Consider the following 21,183-nt stretch of genomic DNA (forward strand, 5'->3'; position numbering starts at 1 on the left):
CTTTGCAATGTGAACTGGACGATTAACGTGCAGTAGACCCTGTATCGTTGATGTCCTTCGCGAGCAAGCTCGCTCCCACAGGAGAAACGCGGTCCCCCCTAAACCAGGTCGGCTATAAGGCCGCCTCGCAGTGGACGTTGATCTCGGACGCCCCGTTAACCACGATGGCCGAACGCAGGCATTGTGGAGTGGGCATCCCGGCATGGATGCCGGGATAGCCGCGCTGGGCCATGGATGGCCCTTCGCGGCGGGCCCACGGAGCAATGCCGGAGTGAGGGCATGCCGAGCCTAGGCGAGGCACCGAGTGGTGGGGCAAAAGCGTTTTGCTTACTTTTGCGCTTCTCAAAAGTGAGCCGCTGTAAGAGCGGAACCATAAGCCGCCGTTACCCAAGAAACGGATATACACACAAACCCAAAACATAAAAAAACCCGCATCACTGCGGGTTTCCTCACACCACTAAAGCCTCAGTTAACCTTAGCGTTCAACTCACCCTTCAAATACCGCTGATACATCGCTTCCAACGAGATCGGCTTAATTTTGGAAGCATTACCGGCAGTCCCAAACGCCTCATAACGCGCAATGCACACATCACGCATGGCCGTCACAGTGGCGCCGAAGAACTTGCGCGGATCAAACTCACTCGGATTGGTCGCCATCAAACGACGCATGGCACCGGTAGAGGCCAGGCGCAGGTCAGTGTCGATGTTGACCTTACGCACACCGTACTTGATACCTTCGACGATTTCCTCAACCGGCACGCCGTAGGTTTCCTTGATGTCGCCGCCGTACTGGTTGATGATCGCCAGCCATTCCTGCGGTACCGAGGAAGAACCGTGCATCACCAAGTGGGTGTTGGGAATGCGCTTGTGGATTTCCTTGATGCGGTCGATAGCCAGCACGTCGCCGGTCGGTGGCTTGGTGAACTTGTAGGCGCCGTGGCTGGTGCCGATGGCGATGGCCAGGGCGTCGACCTGGGTTTTCTTGACGAAGTCCGCCGCTTCTTCCGGATCGGTCAGCATCTGGCTGTGGTCCAGCACGCCTTCGGCGCCGATACCATCTTCTTCACCGGCCATGCCGGTTTCCAACGAACCCAGGCAACCCAGCTCACCTTCCACCGACACACCGCAGGCGTGGGCCATGGCCACGGTCTGCTGGGTGACGCGGACGTTGTATTCGTAGTCGGTCGGGGTCTTGCCATCTTCGCCCAGGGAGCCGTCCATCATCACCGAGCTGAAGCCCAGTTGGATGGAGCGCTGGCAGACGTCCGGGCTGGTGCCGTGGTCCTGGTGCATGCACACCGGGATGTGCGGGAACTCTTCGATCGCCGCCAGGATCAGGTGACGCAGGAACGGCGCGCCGGCGTATTTGCGGGCACCGGCCGAAGCCTGGACGATCACCGGAGAGTCAGTCTTGTCAGCGGCTTCCATGATGGCGCGCATCTGCTCAAGGTTGTTGACGTTAAAGGCTGGAACGCCGTAGCCGAACTCGGCTGCGTGGTCCAGCATCTGACGCATGCTGATAAGTGCCATTGTGTCTCTCTCCCGGTCGAGGGTCGTTAATCGTGCCAGCCTGCCGGAGCGGCGGCGGCTATTCAAGTCATTGCGGATCGGGGGTTGGCCCGAGCTGCGTGTTCGGTGGAACAAAATCTCAAAACTATAGAGACCCCTGTGGGAGCGGGCTTGCTCGCGAATGCGGTTTCACATTCAGCAGATATGCAAGCTGACCCGCCGCATTCGCGAGCAAGCCCGCTCCCACATTGGATCTCTCTGGATCAATTAGCCTTGCAGCCACGCCCAATCAAGTCATTGGTGGCGACCCAGTACACCAGGCCTTCCTCACCCTTGACGTGAAACGCCAGCATGTCATCGCTGTACAGCGAACCTTCGGCACCCGGCTCAAGCTTGAGGCGATAAACCTTATCGGCACCGCCCAGGCGTACATCGACTTCCTTGCGGGCGGCATCGGCGTAGCGCCAGAGCACTTTGGCCTCGCTGTCACAGGTCCAGCTCGTCCAGCCCTCTGCAACAGGCTCGGACGACTGCAAAAAACCCAGTTGCGAACAACCGGCCAGCAATGCCAAGGCCATAACGGCGATCAAGCCTTTCATCCGTGTTCCTCGACGGACGGCACTCGCCGCCCGCCATGAGTTAAGAGTCAGACCCGTCAAGGACAACCATGTTCCTTGGCCGGGGTTTGCGTCTCGTATTTGTCCAGGCCGTCCGGTCCGGAACGCTTGTTCAGCACCGGATTCGTCTCGGCCTGCCAGTCAGCCTGGTAACAGCCTTCTTCGGGCGTCGGCGTGCCGGTTTGCGGGGCCGGAGCCTGCGGGCTGCTCGAGCAAGCCACCAGCATCGTTGCCGCCAGCAACAACGTGAACGTCTTGACCATCAGAACACTCCTTTGCCTGGTCAACGCCGCCTCAGGCCTTGGCCCGGCTTTCCAGGACTTCCACGGCCGGCAACACTTTGCCTTCGACGAACTCGAGGAATGCGCCACCACCGGTAGAAATGTAGGAGATCTGGTCGGCCACGCCATATTTGTCGATGGCCGCCAGGGTATCGCCGCCGCCAGCGATGGAGAACGCAGCGCTTTCGGCGATGGCCTGGGCCAACACCTTGGTGCCGTTGCCGAACTGGTCGAACTCGAACACGCCGACCGGGCCGTTCCACAGGATCGTCTGGGAGGATTTCAGCAATTGGGCGAAGTTGGCTGCGGTTTGCGGGCCGATGTCGAGGATCATGTCATCGTCGGCCACGTCGGCCACCAGCTTGACGGTGGCCGTCGCGCTTTCAGCGAATTCCTTGGCCACGACCACGTCCACCGGCAACGGTACGCTGACCTTGGCGGCGATTTCCCGGGCGGTGTCCAGCAGGTCCGGTTCGTACAGGGATTTGCCGACCGGGTGACCGGCGGCGGCGAGGAACGTGTTGGCGATGCCGCCACCGACGATCAACTGGTTGCACACCTGGCTCAGGCTGTTGAGCACGTCCAGCTTGGTGGAGACCTTGGAGCCGGCCACAATGGCGGCCATCGGCTGGGCCGGCGAGCCCAGGGCCTTGCCCAGTGCATCCAGCTCGGCCGCCAGCAACGGGCCTGCGGCTGCGACTTTGGCGAATTTCGCCACGCCATGGGTCGAACCCTCGGCGCGGTGAGCGGTGCCGAAGGCATCCATCACGAACACGTCGCACAGGGCGGCGTATTGCTGGGCCAATTCATCGGCGTTCTTTTTCTCGCCCTTGTTGAAGCGCACGTTTTCGAACAGCACGACATCACCAGCCTTCACATCGACGCCGCCCAGGTAGTCCACGACCAACGGCACGTCGCGGCCCAGGGCCCGGCTCAAGTAATCGGCTACCGGCTTGAGGCTGTTTTCCGCCGAGAACTCACCTTCGGTCGGACGGCCCAGGTGGGAGCAGATCATCACGGCCGCGCCTTTTTCCAGGGCCAGCTTGATGGTCGGCAGCGAGGCCAGGATACGCGCGTCGCTGGTGACAACACCGTCCTTGACGGGGACGTTGAGGTCTTCGCGGATCAGTACGCGCTTACCTTGCAGATCGAGGTCGGACATCTTCAACACGGTCATGGGTCGCAATTCCTGGGTAACTGTTTAGAGAGCAGGTTTTTTCGAAGCGGTTTGCAGGTAATGCTCGGCAACGTCCAGCATTCGGTTGGCAAACCCCCATTCGTTGTCGAACCAGGCCAGGATGTTCACAAGCCGCGGCCCGGAAACACGGGTCTGGCTGGCATCGACAATGGCCGAATGGGGGTCATGGTTAAAATCACAACTGGCGTGAGGCAACTCGGTGTAAGCCAGGAGGCCTTTGAGCGGGCCGCTGGTGGCGGCTTCGCGCAGGATCCGGTTGACCTCGGTGGCGTCGGTATCGCTCACGGTCTGCATCGTGATGTCGAGGCAGGACACGTTGACCGTCGGCACCCGCACGGCTTTGGCCTGAATTCGCCCGGCAAGTTCCGGCAGCAGCCGTTCAATGCCGCGCGCCAGACCAGTGGACACCGGAATCACCGATTGGAACGCCGAACGGGTGCGGCGCAAGTCCTCATGGTGGTAGGCGTCGATCACTGGCTGGTCGTTCATTGCCGAGTGGATCGTGGTGATCGACACGTACTCCAGACCAATGGCCTGGTCCAGCAGGCGCAACAGCGGCACGCCGCAGTTTGTGGTGCAGGATGCGTTGGACACCAGCAGCTCTTCGCCGGTCAGGCAATCCTGGTTCACGCCGTAGACGATGGTGGCGTCGACATCCGCTTCGCTGGCCATCGGCTGGGAGAACAGCACCCGTGGCGCGCCGGCCGCGAGAAAACGCTGACCGTCTTCGCGGGTGTGGTAGGCACCGGAACACTCGAGCACCAGATCGACGCCCAGGGACGCCCAATCGATGCCTTCGGGGGTGGCACTGCGCAGCACTTTCACGCAGTCGCCATTGATATGCAGACAATCGCCCTCTACCCGCACTTCGCCGGGAAACCGGCCGTGGGTGGAGTCAAAGCGTGTCAGGTATTCGATGCTGGCCATGTCGGCCAGGTCATTGATCGCCACGATTTCGAAATCGGCCTTGGCCCCTCGCTCGAACAACGCACGCAAGACGCAACGACCTATCCGGCCGTAGCCGTTGAGTGCAACTTTGTAGGGACGCGGTTGGGGCATGGGGTTCTCGGTTACCGTGGTGAATCCTTCAGTCCAGTAATGCCTGAGCCTGCGCTATCGCGAGCAAGCTCGCTCCCACAGGGTCGGTGAAAATCCTTGTGGGAGCGAGCTTGCTCGCGATGGCGTCAAAACAGACAACCTGTTTGCGGATCAGTCTTCCAGCAGCTCTTCAGCCTGACCCAGGATGTTTTCCAGGGTGAAGCCGAACTCCTCGAACAGCGCCGGCGCAGGCGCCGATTCGCCGTAGGTGGTCATGCCGATCACGCGGCCTTCCAGGCCCACGTACTTGTACCAGTAATCGGCATGGGCAGCCTCGATGGCGATCCGCGCGCTAACTTGCAGCGGCAACACCGCCTGCTTGTAGCCAGCATCCTGGGCATCGAACACGCTGGTGCACGGCATGGACACGACGCGTACGTTGCGGCCCTGCTCGGTCAGCTTGTCGTAGGCCTGGACGGCCAGGCCGACTTCGGAGCCGGTGGCGATCAGGATCAGTTCAGGCTCGCCGATGCAGTCCTTGAGCACGTAGCCGCCGCGGGTGATGTCGCCGATCTGGTCGGCATCGCGGTTCTGGTGCTGCAGGTTCTGGCGGGAGAAGATCAGCGCCGAAGGGCCGTCTTTACGCTCGAGGGCGTATTTCCAGGCCACGGCCGATTCCACGGCGTCGCAGGGGCGCCAGGTGTCCAGGTTCGGCGTGCAGCGCAGGCTCGCCAGTTGCTCGATCGGCTGGTGCGTCGGGCCGTCTTCGCCCAGGCCGATGGAGTCGTGGGTGAACACATACAGGATGCGTTTTTTCATCAGCGCCGACATGCGCACGGCGTTGCGGGCGTATTCCATGAACATCAGGAAAGTGGCGCCGTAAGGTACCAGGCCGCCGTGCAGCGCAACGCCGTTCATGATTGCGCTCATGCCGAACTCGCGAACGCCGTAGTACATGTAGTTGCCGCTGGCGTCTTCGGCGCTGACACCTTTGCAGCCTTTCCACAGGGTCAGGTTGGAACCGGCCAGGTCGGCCGAACCGCCCAGCAGTTCCGGCAGCAATGGGCCGAAGGCGTTCAGGGTGTTCTGGCTGGCCTTGCGGCTGGCGATGGTTTCGCCCTTGGCGGCGACTTCAGCGATGTACGCCGAGGCTTTTTCGGCGAAGTCGGCCGGCAGCTCGCCGCTGAGGCGACGCACCAGCTCGTTTGCCAGCGCGGGGAATTCGGCGGAATAGGCAGCGAAACGCTGGTCCCACTCGGCTTCGAGCGCACGGCCCTTTTCCTTGGCATCCCATTCGGCGTAGATGTCGGCCGGGATTTCGAACGGGCCATGGTTCCATTTCAGCGCAGCGCGGGTCAGGGCGATTTCCTCGGCCCCCAACGGTGCGCCGTGGCAGTCTTCCTTGCCTTGCTTGTTCGGCGAGCCGAAACCGATGGTGGTCTTGCAACAGATCAGGGTCGGCTGGGCGCTTTTGCGAGCGGTCTCGATGGCGGTCTTGATTTCTTCCGGATCGTGGCCATCGACGTTGCGGATCACCAGCCAGTTGTAGGCTTCGAAGCGCTTGGGGGTGTCGTCGGTGAACCAGCCTTCGACTTCGCCATCGATGGAGATGCCGTTGTCGTCGTAAAACGCGATCAGCTTGTCCAGGCCCAGGGTACCGGCCAGGGAGGCGACTTCATGGGAAATGCCTTCCATCATGCAGCCATCGCCCAGGAACACGTAGGTGTGGTGGTCGACGACGTTATGACCTGGGCGGTTGAACTGCGCCGCCAGGACTTTTTCCGCCAGGGCAAAACCCACGGCGTTGGCCAGGCCCTGGCCCAACGGGCCGGTGGTGGTTTCCACGCCTGGGGTGTAGCCGTATTCCGGGTGGCCCGGGGTGCGGCTGTGCAACTGGCGGAAGTTCTTCAGGTCATCGATCGACAGGTCATAGCCGGTCAGGTGCAGCAGCGAGTAGATCAACATCGAACCGTGGCCGTTGGACAGCACGAAGCGGTCACGGTCGGCGAACGAAGGATTGCTCGGGCTGTGCTTGAGGTAGTCGCGCCAAAGCACCTCGGCGATATCCGCCATACCCATGGGGGCACCGGGATGGCCGCTGTTGGCTTTCTGCACGGCATCCATGCTGAGGGCACGAATGGCATTGGCACGCTCACGACGGCTGGGCATCGCTGTTCTCCTGCGGGTATTGAATCGAGAATGAATAAAACGAAACTGAAAAAGGCGAGCATTTTCCCTCACCCACCCGCTCCGGGGCAATGACAGATAGTCATCCTTGAGCGTTTTTCCGGTGGATAAAGTCGCATTCGCCGGGTGAAACCTTTCCGCTGATGGCCTGTAGAGTCAAGCACGGAGTGGGAAGTGCCATTTATCATCCAATATCAAAACTTTTTGATATTGAACTTGCGATGATCCAAACCCCTCACTAGACTGCCCCACTGAAACGGACCGCCCCACTCATGAGACAGACGGCCCCACTATGAACCTGCCCGCGCCCTCCATTCGCCACGACGACTGCGATGAGCTGGCGGCCCTTTGCAAGGCCGGCGGCGATCCGTTGCGGCTCAATGTATTGCGCGCCCTGGCCAACGATTCGTTCGGCGTGCTGGAACTGGCGCAGATCTTCGGCATCGGCCAGTCCGGCATGAGTCACCACCTCAAGGTCCTGGCCCAGGCCGACCTGGTGGCGACCCGCCGGGAAGGCAACGCCATTTTCTATCGTCGCGCCCTGCCCCACACCGACCTGCTGGGCGGCAAGCTGCACGCGGCGCTGCTGGACGAAGTGGACGCACTGAGCCTGCCGACCGACGTGCAGGCTCGCATCACCCAGGTTCACGGGCAGCGGGCGGCCGCCAGCCAGGACTTCTTCGCACGGGTCGCCGAGAAGTTTCGCGCCCAGCAAGACCTGATCGCCGGCTTGCCGCAATACCGTGAAAGCGTGGTGGCGCTGCTCGACAAATTGAGCTTCGAGCCTGCGGCCACGGCGATCGAAGTCGGTCCCGGCGATGGCGCCTTTCTGCCGGAGTTGGCGCGGCGCTTCAGCCAGGTGACGGCACTGGACAACAGCCCGGCCATGCTCGAACTGGCGCGCCAGGTGTGTGAGCGCGAGGCCCTGGCTAATGTGCGCCTGCAACTGGCCGATGCACTGGATGGCATGAGCCTGCAGGCCGACTGCGTGGTATTGAACATGGTGCTGCATCATTTTGCCGCGCCGGCCGATGCACTCAAGCACATGGCCCGCCTGCTGCAACCGGGCGGCAGCCTGCTGGTGACCGAGTTATGCAGCCACAACCAGAGCTGGGCCAGGGAAGCCTGCGGCGACCTCTGGCTCGGCTTTGAACAGGACGACCTGGCCCGCTGGGCCACCGCAGCGGGCCTCGTGCCCGGGGAAAGCCTCTATGTAGGCTTACGTAATGGTTTCCAGATCCAGGTTCGCCACTTTCAGCGACCCACTGGCGACACTCACCAACGGTAACTTGTAGGAAAACATCGAGATGAGCGAATACTCCCTTTTCACCTCCGAGTCCGTGTCTGAAGGGCATCCGGACAAAATCGCCGACCAGATTTCTGATGCGGTGCTGGACGCCATCATTGCTGAAGACAAGTTCGCCCGCGTGGCGTGCGAGACTCTGGTGAAAACGGGCGTGGCGATCATCGCTGGCGAAGTCACCACGTCGGCCTGGGTCGACCTGGAACAGATCGTTCGCGACGTCATCCTGGGCATCGGCTACAACAGCTCCGACGTCGGCTTCGACGGCGCGACCTGCGGCGTGATGAACATCATCGGCAAGCAGTCCCCGGACATCAACCAGGGCGTTGACCGGGCCAAGCCTGAAGACCAGGGCGCAGGCGACCAGGGCCTGATGTTCGGCTACGCCAGCAACGAGACCGACGTGCTGATGCCGGCCCCGATCACCTTCTCGCACCAGTTGGTTAAACGCCAGGCCGAGGCCCGTAAATCCGGCCTGCTGCCGTGGCTGCGCCCGGACGCCAAGTCCCAGGTGACCTGCCGTTACGAAGGCGGCAAGGTGGTCGGTATCGACGCCGTCGTCCTGTCGACCCAGCACAACCCTGAGGTGTCCTACAAAGACCTGCGCGAAGGCGTGATGGAATTGATCGTCAAGCACGTGCTGCCTGCCGAGTTGCTGTCCAAGGACACCCAGTTCCACATCAACCCGACCGGCCAGTTCATCATCGGCGGCCCGGTGGGCGACTGCGGCCTGACCGGTCGCAAGATCATCGTCGACAGCTATGGCGGCATGGCCCGTCACGGCGGTGGCGCGTTCTCCGGCAAGGACCCTTCCAAGGTTGACCGTTCGGCCGCCTACGCCGGTCGTTATGTCGCCAAGAACATCGTGGCCGCCGGCCTGGCCGAGCGCTGCGAGATCCAGGTGTCCTACGCCATTGGCGTCGCCCAGCCTACATCGATCTCGCTGAACACCTTCGGCACCGGCAAGATCGGCGATGACAAGATCATCAACCTGGTCCGCGAAGTGTTCGACCTGCGTCCATACGCCATCACCACCATGCTCGACCTGCTGCACCCGATGTACCAGGAAACCGCCGCCTATGGTCACTTCGGTCGTACGCCAGAGACCAGGACTGTCGATGGCGATACCTTCACCACGTTCACCTGGGAAAAGACCGACCGCGCGGACGCCCTGCGCGCCGCTGCCGGCCTGTAACACCCGCGTGTAAGAAAAAGCCCCTGGCGACTGGGTCGTCAGGGGCTTTTTCTATTAAAAAAATCAATGTCAGGCACCGACCCTGTGGCGAGGGGATTTATCCCCGTTGGGCCGCGCAGCGGCCCCAAACCAGCCACCTCGGTGTGTCAGGTTAACGGTGCTTGACCATTTGGGGCCGCTTCGCAGCCCAGCGGGGATAAATCCCCTCGCCACAGGGGGACCATGTCCTCGGTTCCAACAGGGCCCTCAGAGAGTCTAGGCCCGCCGAGCCACCAGCAAAAACGAAGCCGCACCTGCGAGCAGCCCCGCACACATTCGATTGAACAGGCGTTTGCCACTGGGCCGGGCGAACAGCCGCCGCGCGTAAATGCCCATATAGCAATACAACCCGATGGCGATGCACTCCAGCGCGAGAAACAAGCCACCCAGCACGGCGAATTGTTGAGTGACGGTACCTGTACGGTCGACGAATTGCGGCAGAAACGCAGTGAACAACAGAATTGCCTTCGGATTGCCAATCGCCACCAGGAACTCCTGGCGCGCCAGGCCGGCCCGGGTCATCGATGCGAGCCCCGCTTCGCTGTCAGCCTCGGGCCGGGCCCGCCACAACTGCACGGCCAGATAGAACAGGTAACCGGCACCGACGAGCTTGATCCCCAGGAACAGCAGCTCCGATGTGTGCAACACGGCGGTGAGCCCCACCGCAGCCAGGGCGATCATGATCGCAAACGCCAGTAACCGACCGATGCCGCCGCTGCACGCCCGGACGAAGCCATAACGCGAGGCGTTGCTGATGGAGAGCAGGTTGTTCGGCCCCGGCGCCATGTTCAGCGCAAAGCAGGCCGGAATGAAAATAGCGAGTGTCGGCAGGTCCATTCGGGCGTTCCAGGCAGAGGTGGATCGAAGGCTCATTCTGCACCGGTCATCGAGGGGTTCAAGGGACAGTTGCGTGGCGAAACCCCGCGGGACTGTACCGCCGCGACTTTGCCACCAGGCGCCGCAAAATCCGGTAACGCTCCGCCCCTCGCAACAGCCGGGACGCTGACTAGCCTTGAGATACTCAACCGAGCAAGGATGCTTCGATGCCAACGTTCCTCTATGCCCTCGCCTGCCTCGCATTCATGGCCCTCCCCGTGCTAGCCGCACCCTGTCCCGACTGGCCCGCTGAACGGGCTCGGGCGGAGATCGCCGCGCTGCAACAGCAAATCGACACCTGGGATGATCGTTACCACCGCCTCGGCCAATCGCTGGTGGCCGATGAGCTTTATGATCAATCCCGCACACAGCTGGGCCAATGGCGCCGCTGCTTCCATCTCGCGACACCCGACGAGCCCCTGCGCTCAGCGCGCGGAAAGGTGCGGCACCCCGTCGTCCATACCGGCCTGGAAAAACTGAAGGGCGCCGACGCCGTGGAGGCCTGGCTGCTCGGTCGAGCGGACGTCTGGGCGCAACCGAAAGTCGATGGCGTGGCGGTCTCCCTGGTTTACCGCAAGGGTCGCCTGCATCAGGCGATCAGCCGCGGCGATGGCGTCCTGGGGCATGACTGGACCGCGAGTGCGCACCAGATCGGCGCCATCGCGCAGCAACTGCGCCAGCCCGTGGACCTGGTCGTCCAGGGCGAGTTGTACTGGCGCCTGGACGCCCATGTCCAAGCCAGCCGCGGCAGCCTGAACGCCCGCGCAACCGTGGCGGGTTTGATGGCGCGCAACAATTTGACGGCGCAGGAGGCATCCTCCATCGGCCTGTTTGTCTGGGACTGGCCTGAAGGGCCCGACACCCTGCCAGAGCGGATGGCCGCGCTGAACGCGCTGGGTTTCGCTGACACCCACGACTACAACCAACCTGTCCGGACACTGAGGGATGCCCAGCGGTGGCGCGACCACTGGTACCGCACACCGCTGCCCTTCGCCAGTGACGGGATCGTCCTGCGCCAGAGCCGCCGCCCACCCGCCGACCGTTGGCAGGCCAGGACGCCGTTCTGGAGCGTGGCCTGGAAATACCCGTATGCCCAGGCCCTGGCCGAAGTGCGCAAGGTGCGCTTCAAGGTCGGGCGTACCGGGCGCATCACTCCTGTGTTGGAACTCGAACCGACCCTGCTCGACGACCGGCGGATTCGCCGGGTCAGCGTCAGTTCCCTCAAGCGCTGGGAGGAGATGGACATCCGTCCCGGAGATCGGGTCGCCATCAGCCTGGCCGGGCTGACCATTCCACGACTCGACGAGGTGGTGCTGCGCAGCCTCGAGCGCCAGGACGTCAATGCCCCCACGGCGAGCGATCATCACTTCTTGAGTTGCTGGCAAGCGACGCCCGGCTGCGAAAGCCAATTCCTCGCACGCCTGAACTGGCTCAGCGGCAAGCACGGGCTCGCCCTGCCCCATGTCGGCCCCGGCACCTGGGAAAAACTCCTGGCTGCCGGCAGGCTTCACGGATTGTTGGATTGGTTGACCCTCGATGCCGCCGAGCTTGCTAACATTGACGGCTTCGGCGAACGCACCAGCGCGCGCCTGCTCGCCAGCCTCGACAGCGCCCGGCAACGCCCTTTCGGGCAATGGCTCAAGGCCTTGGGCCTGCCACCCATCGGTGAGGCCCGGCTGGAAGGGCCGTGGCAGGCGCTGGCCGAGCGCAGCACCGAACAATGGCAAACCGAAGTCGGCATCGGAGCGGGACGCGCCGCGCAATTGAGCGCCTTTTTTCGCGACCCGCAGGTGCTGGCCTTGAGTGACGTATTACGCTCCGCCGGGGTCGACGGTTTTTAATCCGGCCCCCGTGCGGTTGAACCCAAGAGGCGAACATGCGCTCCAACAGCGCATCTGTACCGACCGCTCGCGATTTTTTACGGAGTTGCTATGAATTTCCTGTCCCCCGTTGCCCTGCTGGTCTTATGCAGCGCCATGGCCGCCCCTTTGCTGGCGGACGAACAAACCCCGGAACTCACCGGCTGCGCGGCCAAGCGCCAGGGCATCATCAACCAGATCGAACTGGCCAAGTCCCGTGGCAACCAGGACCAGCAGGCAGGCCTGGAAACCGCATTGAGTGAAGTCACCACCCATTGCACCGATGCGTCCTTGCGCAAGGAGCGTGAAAACAAGGTACTCGATGCCAAGCACGAGGTCAGCCGGCGTCAGGCCGACCTGGAAAAGGCCATGAAGAAAGGCGACGCCGAGCGGATCAACAAACGCAAGGACAAGCTGGCAACCTCCCGCAAGGAGCTGCAGGAAGCGGTGGATGAGTTGGATAAGTGAACATCCGATCTGTAGGCGCTGGCGAAGCCTGCGATCCTTCAAGGCATGTCAATAATCCCGAAACTCTTTATGACAGGCACTGCACGCATCTTCGACCTTCTGCACCGCCGACCCCAGGTAACTGGCCCTGTAAGGCTGGACTTTGCTGGCGGTCACCAACTCACCGGTGGCCGCTTCAAGGCTGCGAGCCAGCTCCTGGAAACGCGCCTGTTTTTGCCAGACGTCATCCCGGGCGCTGGTGTGGTCTTGCTCGCGCACTTGCGGGAAGTGCTTCCACGGCTCATGGGACAATTGGTCCAGTTGCGCCGCGCCCTCGGTGAAGCGTGCGCCGTCAAACGGGACTCGGCCGCGCAACATGCCGCCCAGCTCTTCATTGGTCTTGAGCATCTGCTTGAAAATCGTCTTGCGCTGGCCCAGGGGAGAATTGGGATCGACGCCGCCACAGGCGGACAACATCAGGCAAGCCAGCACAGCCATGGAAAATCGTTTTACAAACATCTTGGCCTCGGGGCAGGAAACGGCGGTTAGTATCCTCGGGTCATCGGTAAAGACCAATGGCCCTATCAACAATACGGGTTGTTCGAGCGCCTGACAGCGCCCGAATGGCTGCAAAGGAAATCTTCATGAACAGCCGCATCAAGCCCTGGCACAAAGGCCTGGCATTGACCCTACCGCTGATCGCACTGTTGGCCGGTTGTAACCGCGGCGAAAAGGTCGAAGAACCTCAGACCCATGCCCTCGCCACCTATGTCAGCGCCCCCTGGGAGGCGCTGCCGGCGGTGTCCGATGCAGACCTGCTGGCCGGTTTCGGTTCCTGGCGCGGCGCGTGCACCCGGCTCAAGGCCGATGCAACCTGGGGTCCGACCTGTGCGGCAGCGGCCAACGTGCCGCAAACCCCACAGGATGTACGCAACTTCCTGAAACAGAACCTGGACGTCTATGGCCTGCGCTCGGGGGACAACAGCCCCAACGGCCTGATTACCGGCTATTACGAGCCGGTCTACCCCGGCAGCCTCACCCAGACCGCCACGGCGAATATTCCGGTCTACGGTGTACCGGAGGACATGATCATCGTGTCGCTGGACAGCCTCTACCCTGAGCTCAAGGGTAAACGCCTGCGCGGCCGCCTCGAAGGTCGGGTGCTCAAGCCGTATGACGACGCGGCCACCATCGAGACCAACGGCGTGAAGGCGCCGGTCATTGCCTGGCTGACCGATCCCATGAACCTGCAATTCCTGCAGATCCAGGGTTCGGGACGCATTCAACTGGCTGACGGCCGCCAACTGCGCATCGGCTATGCCGACCAGAACGGCCATCCCTACCGCCCCATCGGACGCTGGCTGGTCGAACAAGGCGAACTCAAGAAAGAAGACGTGACCATGGGCACCATCAGTGCCTGGGCCAAGGCCAACCCGAACCGCATTCCCGAATTGCTCGCCAGCAACCCCAGCTACGTGTTCTTCAACCGCAACCCCGACAGCAATGAAGGCCCGCGCGGTTCGCTGAATGTACCTCTGACCGCCGGCTACAGCGTGGCGGTGGACCGCAAGGTGATTCCGCTGGGCAGCCTGCTGTGGTTATCCACCACTCGCCCCGACGGCAGCGCCTTGAATCGCCCCGTCGCCGCCCAGGACACTGGTGGTGCGATTACCGGCGAAGTGCGGGCGGACCTGTTCTGGGGCACGGGGGAGGCCGCAGGGCAGTTGGCCGGGGACATGAAGCAACAGGGACAGATCTGGATGCTCTGGCCCAAGGGCATGGCGTTGCCGCAAGTGCCGCAGGTGGCGAATGCGGTGACCGCCAATCCCTGAAGAGATGTGCTGATGTTCCGGCCCCATCGCGAGCAAGCTCGCTCCCACAGTTGATCGCCAGTGGACACATCTCTTGTGTGCGACTAGATCAATGTGGGAGCGAGCTTGCTCGCGATAAGCCCCAGTACAGACGCCGCCAGGCTCAAATCGAAACGAAGAAGAAACTCGCCACCAACCCTACCCCCACGAACCATACCAGCGAACGCAGAATCGCCCAGTCCGCCAGATAGCAAATGATGTAGAGCAGGCGGCTGGTGATGAACAGCACCGCCAGCACATTGATGGTGACCAGTTCGGCGTTGCCGGCCAGGTGCGCGACGATCACGGCGGCGGCGAAAAACGGACTGATTTCAAAGCTGTTCAGTTGCGCCGCGTAGGCACGCCGGGGGGCGCCTTCGAGTGAATCGAGAAAATCCCGGGGGTCGTGATTATCCTGCAACCGGTATTTCCCACCGGCCTTGGCGATCCCGATACACAGGTAAGGCAGGAGAAAAGCAATCAACACACACCACAGGGCAACCGTCATACCGCACTTCCTTTTTTGAGTTTTATAGAGAATCGAGCGTCAGGCTTTCATCACCAGCATGCCAATCAGCACCAGCCCGCAGGCTAAGAGCCGCGGCAAGCCAAAAGGTTCTTTCAGGTAGCGCATGCCGAACAGCACCACCAGGATCACGCTGATTTCCCGCAGCGCCGCCGCTTCGGCGATCGAACCCAGTTGCATGGCCCATAGCACCAGAGCGTAGCTGAACAATACGCAGAATCCGACCGCCAACCCCAGCCGCCACTGTTCGTGCCAGAACCGCATGAACGCCGGCCGTTTGCTCACCAACGCCAGCAAGGGGAAGGGCCAGGCGCTGAGCAGCGTGACCCAGACCAGGTAATCCAGCGGATGGGACCAACGCCGCAGGGCATGGCCGTCGATAAAGGTGTAGCAACCGATGCACAGGCCGATCAGCGCCACCACCGGCAACATCGACCAGGGCAGCCGGTCGCCGCCACCGCCCTGCCACAACAGGCAAAGCATGCCGAACGGGATCAGCAAGATACCGATGACCTGCTGGGTCGTCAGCGCTTCACCAGCGAAAATAAACGTCAGGGCCAGCACCACCAGCGGCGACAGGCCACGCATCAGTGGATAGACCAATCCCAGGTCTCCGACCCGATAAGCCTGGATCAGCAAATAGCGGTACAACAGCTCGAACGCCGCCGAGGCCAGGATCCACGGCCAGATCTCCAGCGGCGGCAATGCCACGAAACCCAGGGCCAACGCGACGAACAGCAGGGCGACGCTGTCCATGCACGCCACCACCAGCAAACGCTCGCCACTGAATTTGATCAGCGTATTCCACGCCGCATGCAACAGCGCCGCTACCAACACCAAGGCCGTCGCAAGCACGGCACGCTCCTTGTCTTGTCCCTCCGCCCGTAGGAGCTGCCGAAGGCTGCGATCTTTTGATCTTTCACGCCAGACTCAATTGTCAGTGGAAAGATCGCAGCCTCGTTTCACTCGACAGCTCCTACGATCAGCGGGGCTCATGAATTGATTCGCGATCGTTTATACTTCAGGCCGATCACGCCGCACTCAGTTGCGCATAAGCCAATTCCAATAATTCTGCTGCTGCCAAGTTCACTAGAACCGGGCGCCGGCATGCGTATGCCTGATCCGGGCGTCAAGACTACAGACAGAGACCTTGCGCATGCCACTCGCCTTGCTTGCTTTGGCCGTTGCCGCTTTTGGCATCGGCACGACTGAATTCGTCATCATGGGGCTGTTGCCCGATGTCGCCCGGGACCTGGCCGTGAGCATTCCCCAGGCCGGGCTGCTGATCACCGGCTACGCCCTGGGCGTGGTGTTCGGCGCACCGATCCTGGCGATCGGCACCGCCAACATGCCGCGCAAGGCCACACTGTTGGGCATGACCCTGATGTTCATTCTCGGCAATGTGCTCTGCGCCCTGGCGCCGAACTACACCACGCTGATGGCCGCCCGGGTCATTACTGCGCTTTGCCACGGTGCATTCTTTGGCATCGGTTCGGTGGTGGCCGCCGGGCTGGTGGCGCCGAATAAACGGGCCCAGGCGATTGCCATGATGTTCACCGGCCTGACCCTGGCCAACGTGCTGGGCGTTCCGTTGGGTACGGCCCTGGGTCAATACGCCGGCTGGCGCTCGACCTTCTGGGCGGTTTCGATCATCGGCGTGATCGCGGCCATTGCCCAATGGGTCTGGCTGCCCAAGGAAATTCCCATGGACAAAGCCAACCTGGCCAGTGAGTTCAAGGTCCTGGGCAAGGTCAACGTGTTGCTCGCCCTGGGCATGAGCGTACTGGCCTCTACCAGTCTGTTCAGCGTATTCACCTACATCGCGCCGATCCTGCAGGACATCACCGGTGTCAGCCCCCACGGCATCACCGTCATGCTGCTGTTGTTCGGCGTCGGTCTGACGGCCGGCAGCTTCCTCGGTGGACGCCTGGCGGACCGGCGCCTGCTGCCTTCGCTCGTCGGCATGGCCCTGGCCGTGGTGCTGGTGTTGGCCGCGTTCAGCCAGACCAGCCGGTCGGTGATCCCGGCAGCAATCACCCTGGTGCTGTGGGGCATCTTCGCCTTCGCCCTGTGCCCGATCCTGCAATTGCTGATCATCGACCAGGCCCACGAAGCACCGAACCTCGGTTCCACACTCAACCAGAGCGCATTCAACCTGGGCAACGCCGCCGGGGCCTGGATGGGTGGGTTGGTCGTGGCCAGTGGTGCCGACCTGGCGGATCTCCCCTGGACTGGAGCAGCGGTCGGCGGCCTCACGGTATTGACTGCCTTGTTCTTTATCCATCGACAACGACGCTTGGCGGCAGTCGCTGTTTGAGGGCCGGAGAAATCTATCCAACCCACGAGTGAATACGCTGCGCGTTCAGTAAGAAAATATCCCGGCACGCGCAGGTTGTTTTACCAGCCTGCTGGAGGCCCCGTTCCAGAGCTCTTCGTTTGAGGTCCACCGGCGAATGCGGGCCGGCGGCAGATATTTTTTCCAATTGAGTCATCGGGGAAAATGCCTTCAGGTTTTGTTTAAAGTTCGACCCCCTACTCCATGGGTCCAAGGAACGAACCTGCATGCCTGTACCATCATCAACCTCATCCACCGGGCTCCAGAGCTACATCCAGTCGCAGCCTCAAGAGGTCAGCCCTAAGAAAACCGATTGCCGAAGCCAAGAGTCAGCGAGCTCAGAACGTGGTAGCACGTTGCTATGCGGAGGGCCAGATGGGTCGACATCAATCACCCGGTACGACGACGGTAGAGTAAAAGTCAGCAGGAATCGGCCGGCCATTGAAGAACTGAACCTGAGTGGCGGTGGTGCCAAGGGTGTGGTCATTTCCGGACTCGTGGAAGCGCTCGAAGCCAACGGTGTCATGGACGTTATCGAAATGATCACCGGTTCGTCCGCGGGAGCCATATCGGCTGTTTTACTCGCCAGCGGCATGACTCACGCGGACTTCGATAGGATCTCAGACAAGGTTTCCCTCATCTCCTTGCTCAATAGCGCCGATCCTGGTGTTTCAGCCAGACAGGATGGATGGTCGAATTTAGGCAAGAAACTGAAGAAGATCCCGTTGGCACAGCTGATTTGTGATCTGGTGCCACGCCTGGGTTCCAAAGGGATGCCGCTGGAGGAGCTGATCAGAACGGAATCTTGCGCGGCGCTTTTACAGCGTTGCGACAACGTAACGACACCCCTCTCCCCGCAAGCCCAGAAAGTCATCGACAGTGTGCGCGAGAAAAAATTTGTCACCTTTGGCGACTTGGATGTCCTGAGCAAAGAGATTCCCCAGATTAAATCCGTGGAAATCACCGGCACCGTCATGGTGGAGGGGGGCGCGCAATTATTGGTTTATAGCGCTAAGACCACCCCTGATATGGATATCGCCGTGGCAGCGCATACCTCCGCTGCGCTGCCGGTAGTGTTCAGTAAACCGATCGTGCAAGGGCTCCCATTCCAGCGAACGGGCGAAACCACGGCGGTTGCCGACGGTGGCATCCTGAACAACACACCGATATCGGCCCTCTACAATCCGGTTCATCAGATGAGCCCGATCCCGGAAAAGGAACACTTGATCCTGGTATTCGAAGGTGGGGAACCGGATCAAATAAGCCAAAGGGGGACGGGTATATCGGCCCTCGTTGACAAATTCCTCAAGGCGCCTCACGCGGCTTACTCTGCGCTGAATGCCAAACAGATGAAGGGCTTCGCCAACCAGATCGTTGTCGCTCCGCTGAATACCCCTAAAGGTGATTTCACTGGGACGCTCAGTGGAACGGTTCGATTCAGCATGCCCGAGCCAACCAAGAATTATCTCCAGGAAAAAACGCGTGAGGCTGTCCAGATCCATCTCGACGCACGCAATGCAACACAGCAAACCTTTTGGTTTGACTCGACCGAAGCAGCCCTGCTGGCACTGAGTGACAAAGAACTCGAGCAACTAAGCCCGGAATTGGAAAGAGACGAAACCTGCGCGCAAGTCATTGCCTTCAAGCGCCAGGCACAGGAAGCGTGGACGCAACTGAAAATCGCCATCAAAGAGGCGAATGAAACCTCCACCAGACTGGAACCGAGCCAGCAAATCCGAATGGCCATTGGGACCCTCGATCAACTTGCAGACCATCCCGACAAGCTGGAATGGCTGGCTAAACGGCTCAATCACAATAGTGATCCGGATTTCATGCAGTACCTGCAGGCTGCCGCTCGCTGGGACAAGGACGCGCCCAGCGGGATTTCCGCAGTCACGCGCCACGCCGTCGAGGAAATGAATCAGCGAGACCTTGCTACACGCGTCGATAACGTCGTGCGGTACGTGCTGTACCCTTCGATCTTTCTAAACGGTCAAACCGACTGGAACGAAAAGCTCATCAAGGGTGTCGTCCGAGACCTGGAGGAGGTGCGCAGCAAAGAGACCTTCAACAATGCACTCAAGCGGGTTATCGATAATTACGTATCACGCTCCACCGGACTGGCCAATCCCGAATCGCACACCCGCACCACACTGCTCAACATGTTGTACCCAGAACCGCTCGCCTGAGCCAGGAGCCTGCGCCCAGGTGCCCGGTCATTGCGAATCAGCACGCCGCCCATCCTCCGTCGAACGATTGGCCTTGGGCGGCCCTTCCTCGCTGCGAATCTGCGCATGACTGATCAAGGCAAAGATAAAGCTGCCGCCGACGATGTTCCCCGCCAACGTCGGCCCGGCGAACACCAGCCAGAAATCCTTCCAGGCCAGCTCTCCGGCGAACACCAGGTAGGACACTTCGGCCGAGCCGACGACGATGTGGGTGAAATCCCCCAGCGCCATGAGGTAGGTGATCAAAATGATGATCCACATCTTGGCGCTTTCCATGGACGGGATCATCCAGACCATGGTGGCAATCATCCAGCCGGAAATGATGCCCTTGGCGAACATCTGGCCGGTGTCGTTCTCCATGACCTTGCGGCCTATCTCCAGGAAAGCCTGGTCGGTGCGCGGGTCGAAAATCGGCAGATGCAGCATCACGTAGGCCACCAGCAAGGTGCCGCACAGGTTACCCACCAGCACCACCCCCCACAGCCGCAACAACCGACCGAAGTTGCCCAGCGTGGGTTTGCTCATGATCGGCAGCACAGCGGTCAGGGTGTTTTCGGTGAACAGTTGCTGGCGGGCCAGGATCACCGCGAGAAAGCCGGCGCAGTAACCGAAACTGGCGATGACCTTGAAGCCCTCGTGATCCGGCAGCCGGGAGCTGAGCAAACCCATCGCCATCAGCGACAGCCCCATGGTCAATCCCGCCGCCAGGGCCGACCACCAGAGCGCGGCGATACTACGTTCCAGCTCCAGATTGCCCTGGGTGCGGATGATTTCATGCAACACCGCCGCCCGCGGCGGCTGGTTACGGTCGACTTCATGCTGCTCCTGAGCCGAAAGATCAGGGGTCTTGCCGTCTTTGTGGGTGTCCATACAGCTCCTGAACCGGTGGCGTGATGTACCTACGACACGCGGCGCTCGGAGCTGTTCAGTGGCCCCCCAAACACAGATGTGGGAACGAGCTTGCTCGCGATGACAGCGCCGCCGATCTCACCCGACGACATCCTCCTTGAACTGATCCTTGACGTACGTAATCTCGGTCCGGCCATGGGGCGCGGGCAAGCCGTCTTCGCCGAGGTTGACGAAGACCATTTTATCCACGGTCAGAATGCTCTTGCGGGTGATTTTGTTGCGCACCTCGCAGGTCAGGGTGATGGAGGTGCGGCCAAACTCGGTGGCGGTGATGCCCAGCTCGATGATGTCGCCCTGGCGCGAAGCACTGACGAAATTGATTTCCGAGATGTACTTGGTGACCACGCGCTGGTTACCCAGCTGGACAATGGCGTAGATCGCCGCCTCCTCGTCGATCCAGCGCAACAGGCTGCCGCCGAACAGCGTGCCGTTGGGGTTGAGGTCTTCGGGCTTGACCCATTTGCGGGTGTGGAAATTCATGTTCACTCCTGTGCGTCTGGCCGTTGAATAGCCGCATCATGGCAGACCGGGCGGTCAGGCTCTAGGTCGCGGGCCCTATGACGGTCATCGGCAATTTTGATTTGCCGACAGAAACCCTTTTGGAAGATCCGATTAGCCCGTTATAATCGCCCCGTTTTACCCGGTCCACCCGTTGGACCGTTCCCGCCACCTGTCCGAGGGGCGCTGCAGCAGGCTCGACCTGTCAGGCTCGGATGGGGCGTTGTTTGCACGGGCCTGCCCGTACGAACACTAAACGCACAACGGCGCCCATTCGCATACATTACG

Annotated in this window: 19 protein-coding genes and 1 riboswitch; of the genes, 7 read left to right on the forward strand and 12 right to left on the reverse strand. The window is 61.3% G+C overall.

The window, feature by feature from the left end; all coding sequences use genetic code 11:
* Positions 1–465 precede the first annotated feature (465 nt).
* The 6 genes from fba to tkt form a co-directional block, all read right to left on the reverse strand.
* A complete protein-coding gene (fba, locus tag BLP82_RS28640) occupies positions 466–1,530 on the reverse strand; it encodes a class II fructose-bisphosphate aldolase (protein WP_003177554.1) in 1,065 nt (354 codons plus the stop codon).
* Between the two features lie 242 nt (positions 1,531–1,772).
* A complete protein-coding gene (locus tag BLP82_RS28645) occupies positions 1,773–2,108 on the reverse strand; it encodes an MliC family protein (RefSeq protein ID WP_092176545.1) in 336 nt (111 codons plus the stop codon).
* A gap of 56 nt (positions 2,109–2,164) precedes the next feature.
* Positions 2,165–2,389 carry a hypothetical protein gene (locus BLP82_RS28650; protein ID WP_092176548.1) on the reverse strand — a complete coding sequence of 75 codons (225 nt, stop codon included), beginning with the start codon at positions 2,387–2,389 and terminating at the stop codon, positions 2,165–2,167.
* A gap of 31 nt (positions 2,390–2,420) precedes the next feature.
* Positions 2,421–3,584 (reverse strand): phosphoglycerate kinase, encoded by a 1,164-nt coding sequence (locus BLP82_RS28655; protein WP_092176552.1) that lies wholly within the window; start codon positions 3,582–3,584, stop codon positions 2,421–2,423.
* Between the two features lie 24 nt (positions 3,585–3,608).
* Positions 3,609–4,664 carry an erythrose-4-phosphate dehydrogenase gene (gene epd, locus BLP82_RS28660; protein ID WP_060740248.1) on the reverse strand — a complete coding sequence of 352 codons (1,056 nt, stop codon included), beginning with the start codon at positions 4,662–4,664 and terminating at the stop codon, positions 3,609–3,611.
* Between the two features lie 150 nt (positions 4,665–4,814).
* On the reverse strand, positions 4,815–6,812 hold the full coding sequence (gene tkt / locus BLP82_RS28665) for a transketolase (RefSeq protein ID WP_092176556.1): 1,998 nt from the start codon (positions 6,810–6,812) through the stop codon (positions 4,815–4,817).
* Positions 6,813–7,122: 310 nt separating this feature from the next.
* On the opposite strand from tkt, the gene BLP82_RS28670 reads away from it, so the two are divergent.
* Positions 7,123–8,118, forward strand: coding sequence for an ArsR/SmtB family transcription factor (locus BLP82_RS28670; protein WP_092176560.1), 996 nt, complete (start codon positions 7,123–7,125; stop codon positions 8,116–8,118).
* Positions 8,119–8,137: 19 nt separating this feature from the next.
* Entirely contained in the window at positions 8,138–9,328 is a 1,191-nt protein-coding gene (gene metK / locus BLP82_RS28675) for a methionine adenosyltransferase (protein ID WP_060740245.1), read from the forward strand.
* 255 nt (positions 9,329–9,583) lie between these two features.
* Here the strand turns inward: metK and BLP82_RS28680 are convergent, their stop codons facing one another.
* Positions 9,584–10,204, reverse strand: coding sequence for a LysE family translocator (locus BLP82_RS28680; RefSeq protein ID WP_092176565.1), 621 nt, complete (start codon positions 10,202–10,204; stop codon positions 9,584–9,586).
* A gap of 206 nt (positions 10,205–10,410) precedes the next feature.
* Here BLP82_RS28680 and ligB point away from each other — a divergent pair, with 206 nt between their 5' ends.
* Together ligB and BLP82_RS28690 are read left to right on the forward strand one after the other, a co-directional pair.
* On the forward strand, positions 10,411–12,084 hold the full coding sequence (ligB, locus tag BLP82_RS28685; protein ID WP_092176568.1) for an NAD-dependent DNA ligase LigB: 1,674 nt from the start codon (positions 10,411–10,413) through the stop codon (positions 12,082–12,084).
* A gap of 90 nt (positions 12,085–12,174) precedes the next feature.
* Entirely contained in the window at positions 12,175–12,570 is a 396-nt protein-coding gene (locus tag BLP82_RS28690; protein WP_060740242.1) for a DUF1090 domain-containing protein, read from the forward strand.
* Positions 12,571–12,618: 48 nt separating this feature from the next.
* Here BLP82_RS28690 and BLP82_RS28695 read toward each other — a convergent pair whose 3' ends face one another.
* Positions 12,619–13,068: a c-type cytochrome gene (locus tag BLP82_RS28695; protein ID WP_092176572.1), complete on the reverse strand. Its 450-nt coding sequence runs from the start codon at positions 13,066–13,068 to the stop codon at positions 12,619–12,621.
* 125 nt (positions 13,069–13,193) lie between these two features.
* Between BLP82_RS28695 and BLP82_RS28700 the strand changes: the two genes are divergently transcribed.
* Positions 13,194–14,381 (forward strand): murein transglycosylase A, encoded by a 1,188-nt coding sequence (locus BLP82_RS28700; protein WP_092176576.1) that lies wholly within the window; start codon positions 13,194–13,196, stop codon positions 14,379–14,381.
* A 142-nt stretch (positions 14,382–14,523) separates the two neighbouring features.
* On the opposite strand, the gene BLP82_RS28705 is transcribed toward BLP82_RS28700, so the two are convergent.
* On the reverse strand, positions 14,524–14,907 hold the full coding sequence (locus BLP82_RS28705; RefSeq protein ID WP_060740239.1) for an MAPEG family protein: 384 nt from the start codon (positions 14,905–14,907) through the stop codon (positions 14,524–14,526).
* Between the two features lie 39 nt (positions 14,908–14,946).
* Positions 14,947–15,780, reverse strand: a complete 834-nt coding sequence (locus BLP82_RS28710; RefSeq protein WP_060740238.1) for an EamA family transporter — start codon at positions 15,778–15,780, stop codon at positions 14,947–14,949.
* A gap of 301 nt (positions 15,781–16,081) precedes the next feature.
* Between BLP82_RS28710 and BLP82_RS28715 the strand changes: the two genes are divergently transcribed.
* A complete protein-coding gene (locus tag BLP82_RS28715) occupies positions 16,082–17,242 on the forward strand; it encodes an MFS transporter (protein ID WP_092176581.1) in 1,161 nt (386 codons plus the stop codon).
* Positions 17,243–17,487: 245 nt separating this feature from the next.
* On the forward strand, positions 17,488–19,449 hold the full coding sequence (locus tag BLP82_RS28720) for a patatin-like phospholipase family protein (RefSeq protein ID WP_092176585.1): 1,962 nt from the start codon (positions 17,488–17,490) through the stop codon (positions 19,447–19,449).
* A 27-nt stretch (positions 19,450–19,476) separates the two neighbouring features.
* Here BLP82_RS28720 and BLP82_RS28725 read toward each other — a convergent pair whose 3' ends face one another.
* On the reverse strand, positions 19,477–20,358 hold the full coding sequence (locus BLP82_RS28725; RefSeq protein WP_092176589.1) for a formate/nitrite transporter family protein: 882 nt from the start codon (positions 20,356–20,358) through the stop codon (positions 19,477–19,479).
* Between the two features lie 117 nt (positions 20,359–20,475).
* Positions 20,476–20,877 carry an acyl-CoA thioesterase gene (locus BLP82_RS28730; protein WP_092176594.1) on the reverse strand — a complete coding sequence of 134 codons (402 nt, stop codon included), beginning with the start codon at positions 20,875–20,877 and terminating at the stop codon, positions 20,476–20,478.
* Between the two features lie 190 nt (positions 20,878–21,067).
* Positions 21,068–21,174, forward strand: a riboswitch (S-adenosyl-L-homocysteine riboswitch).
* Positions 21,175–21,183: the final 9 nt, after the last annotated feature.

It is taken from the genome of Pseudomonas sp. NFACC37-1 (genome assembly GCF_900101575.1).
Taxonomy (GTDB): domain Bacteria; phylum Pseudomonadota; class Gammaproteobacteria; order Pseudomonadales; family Pseudomonadaceae; genus Aquipseudomonas; species Aquipseudomonas fluorescens_AA.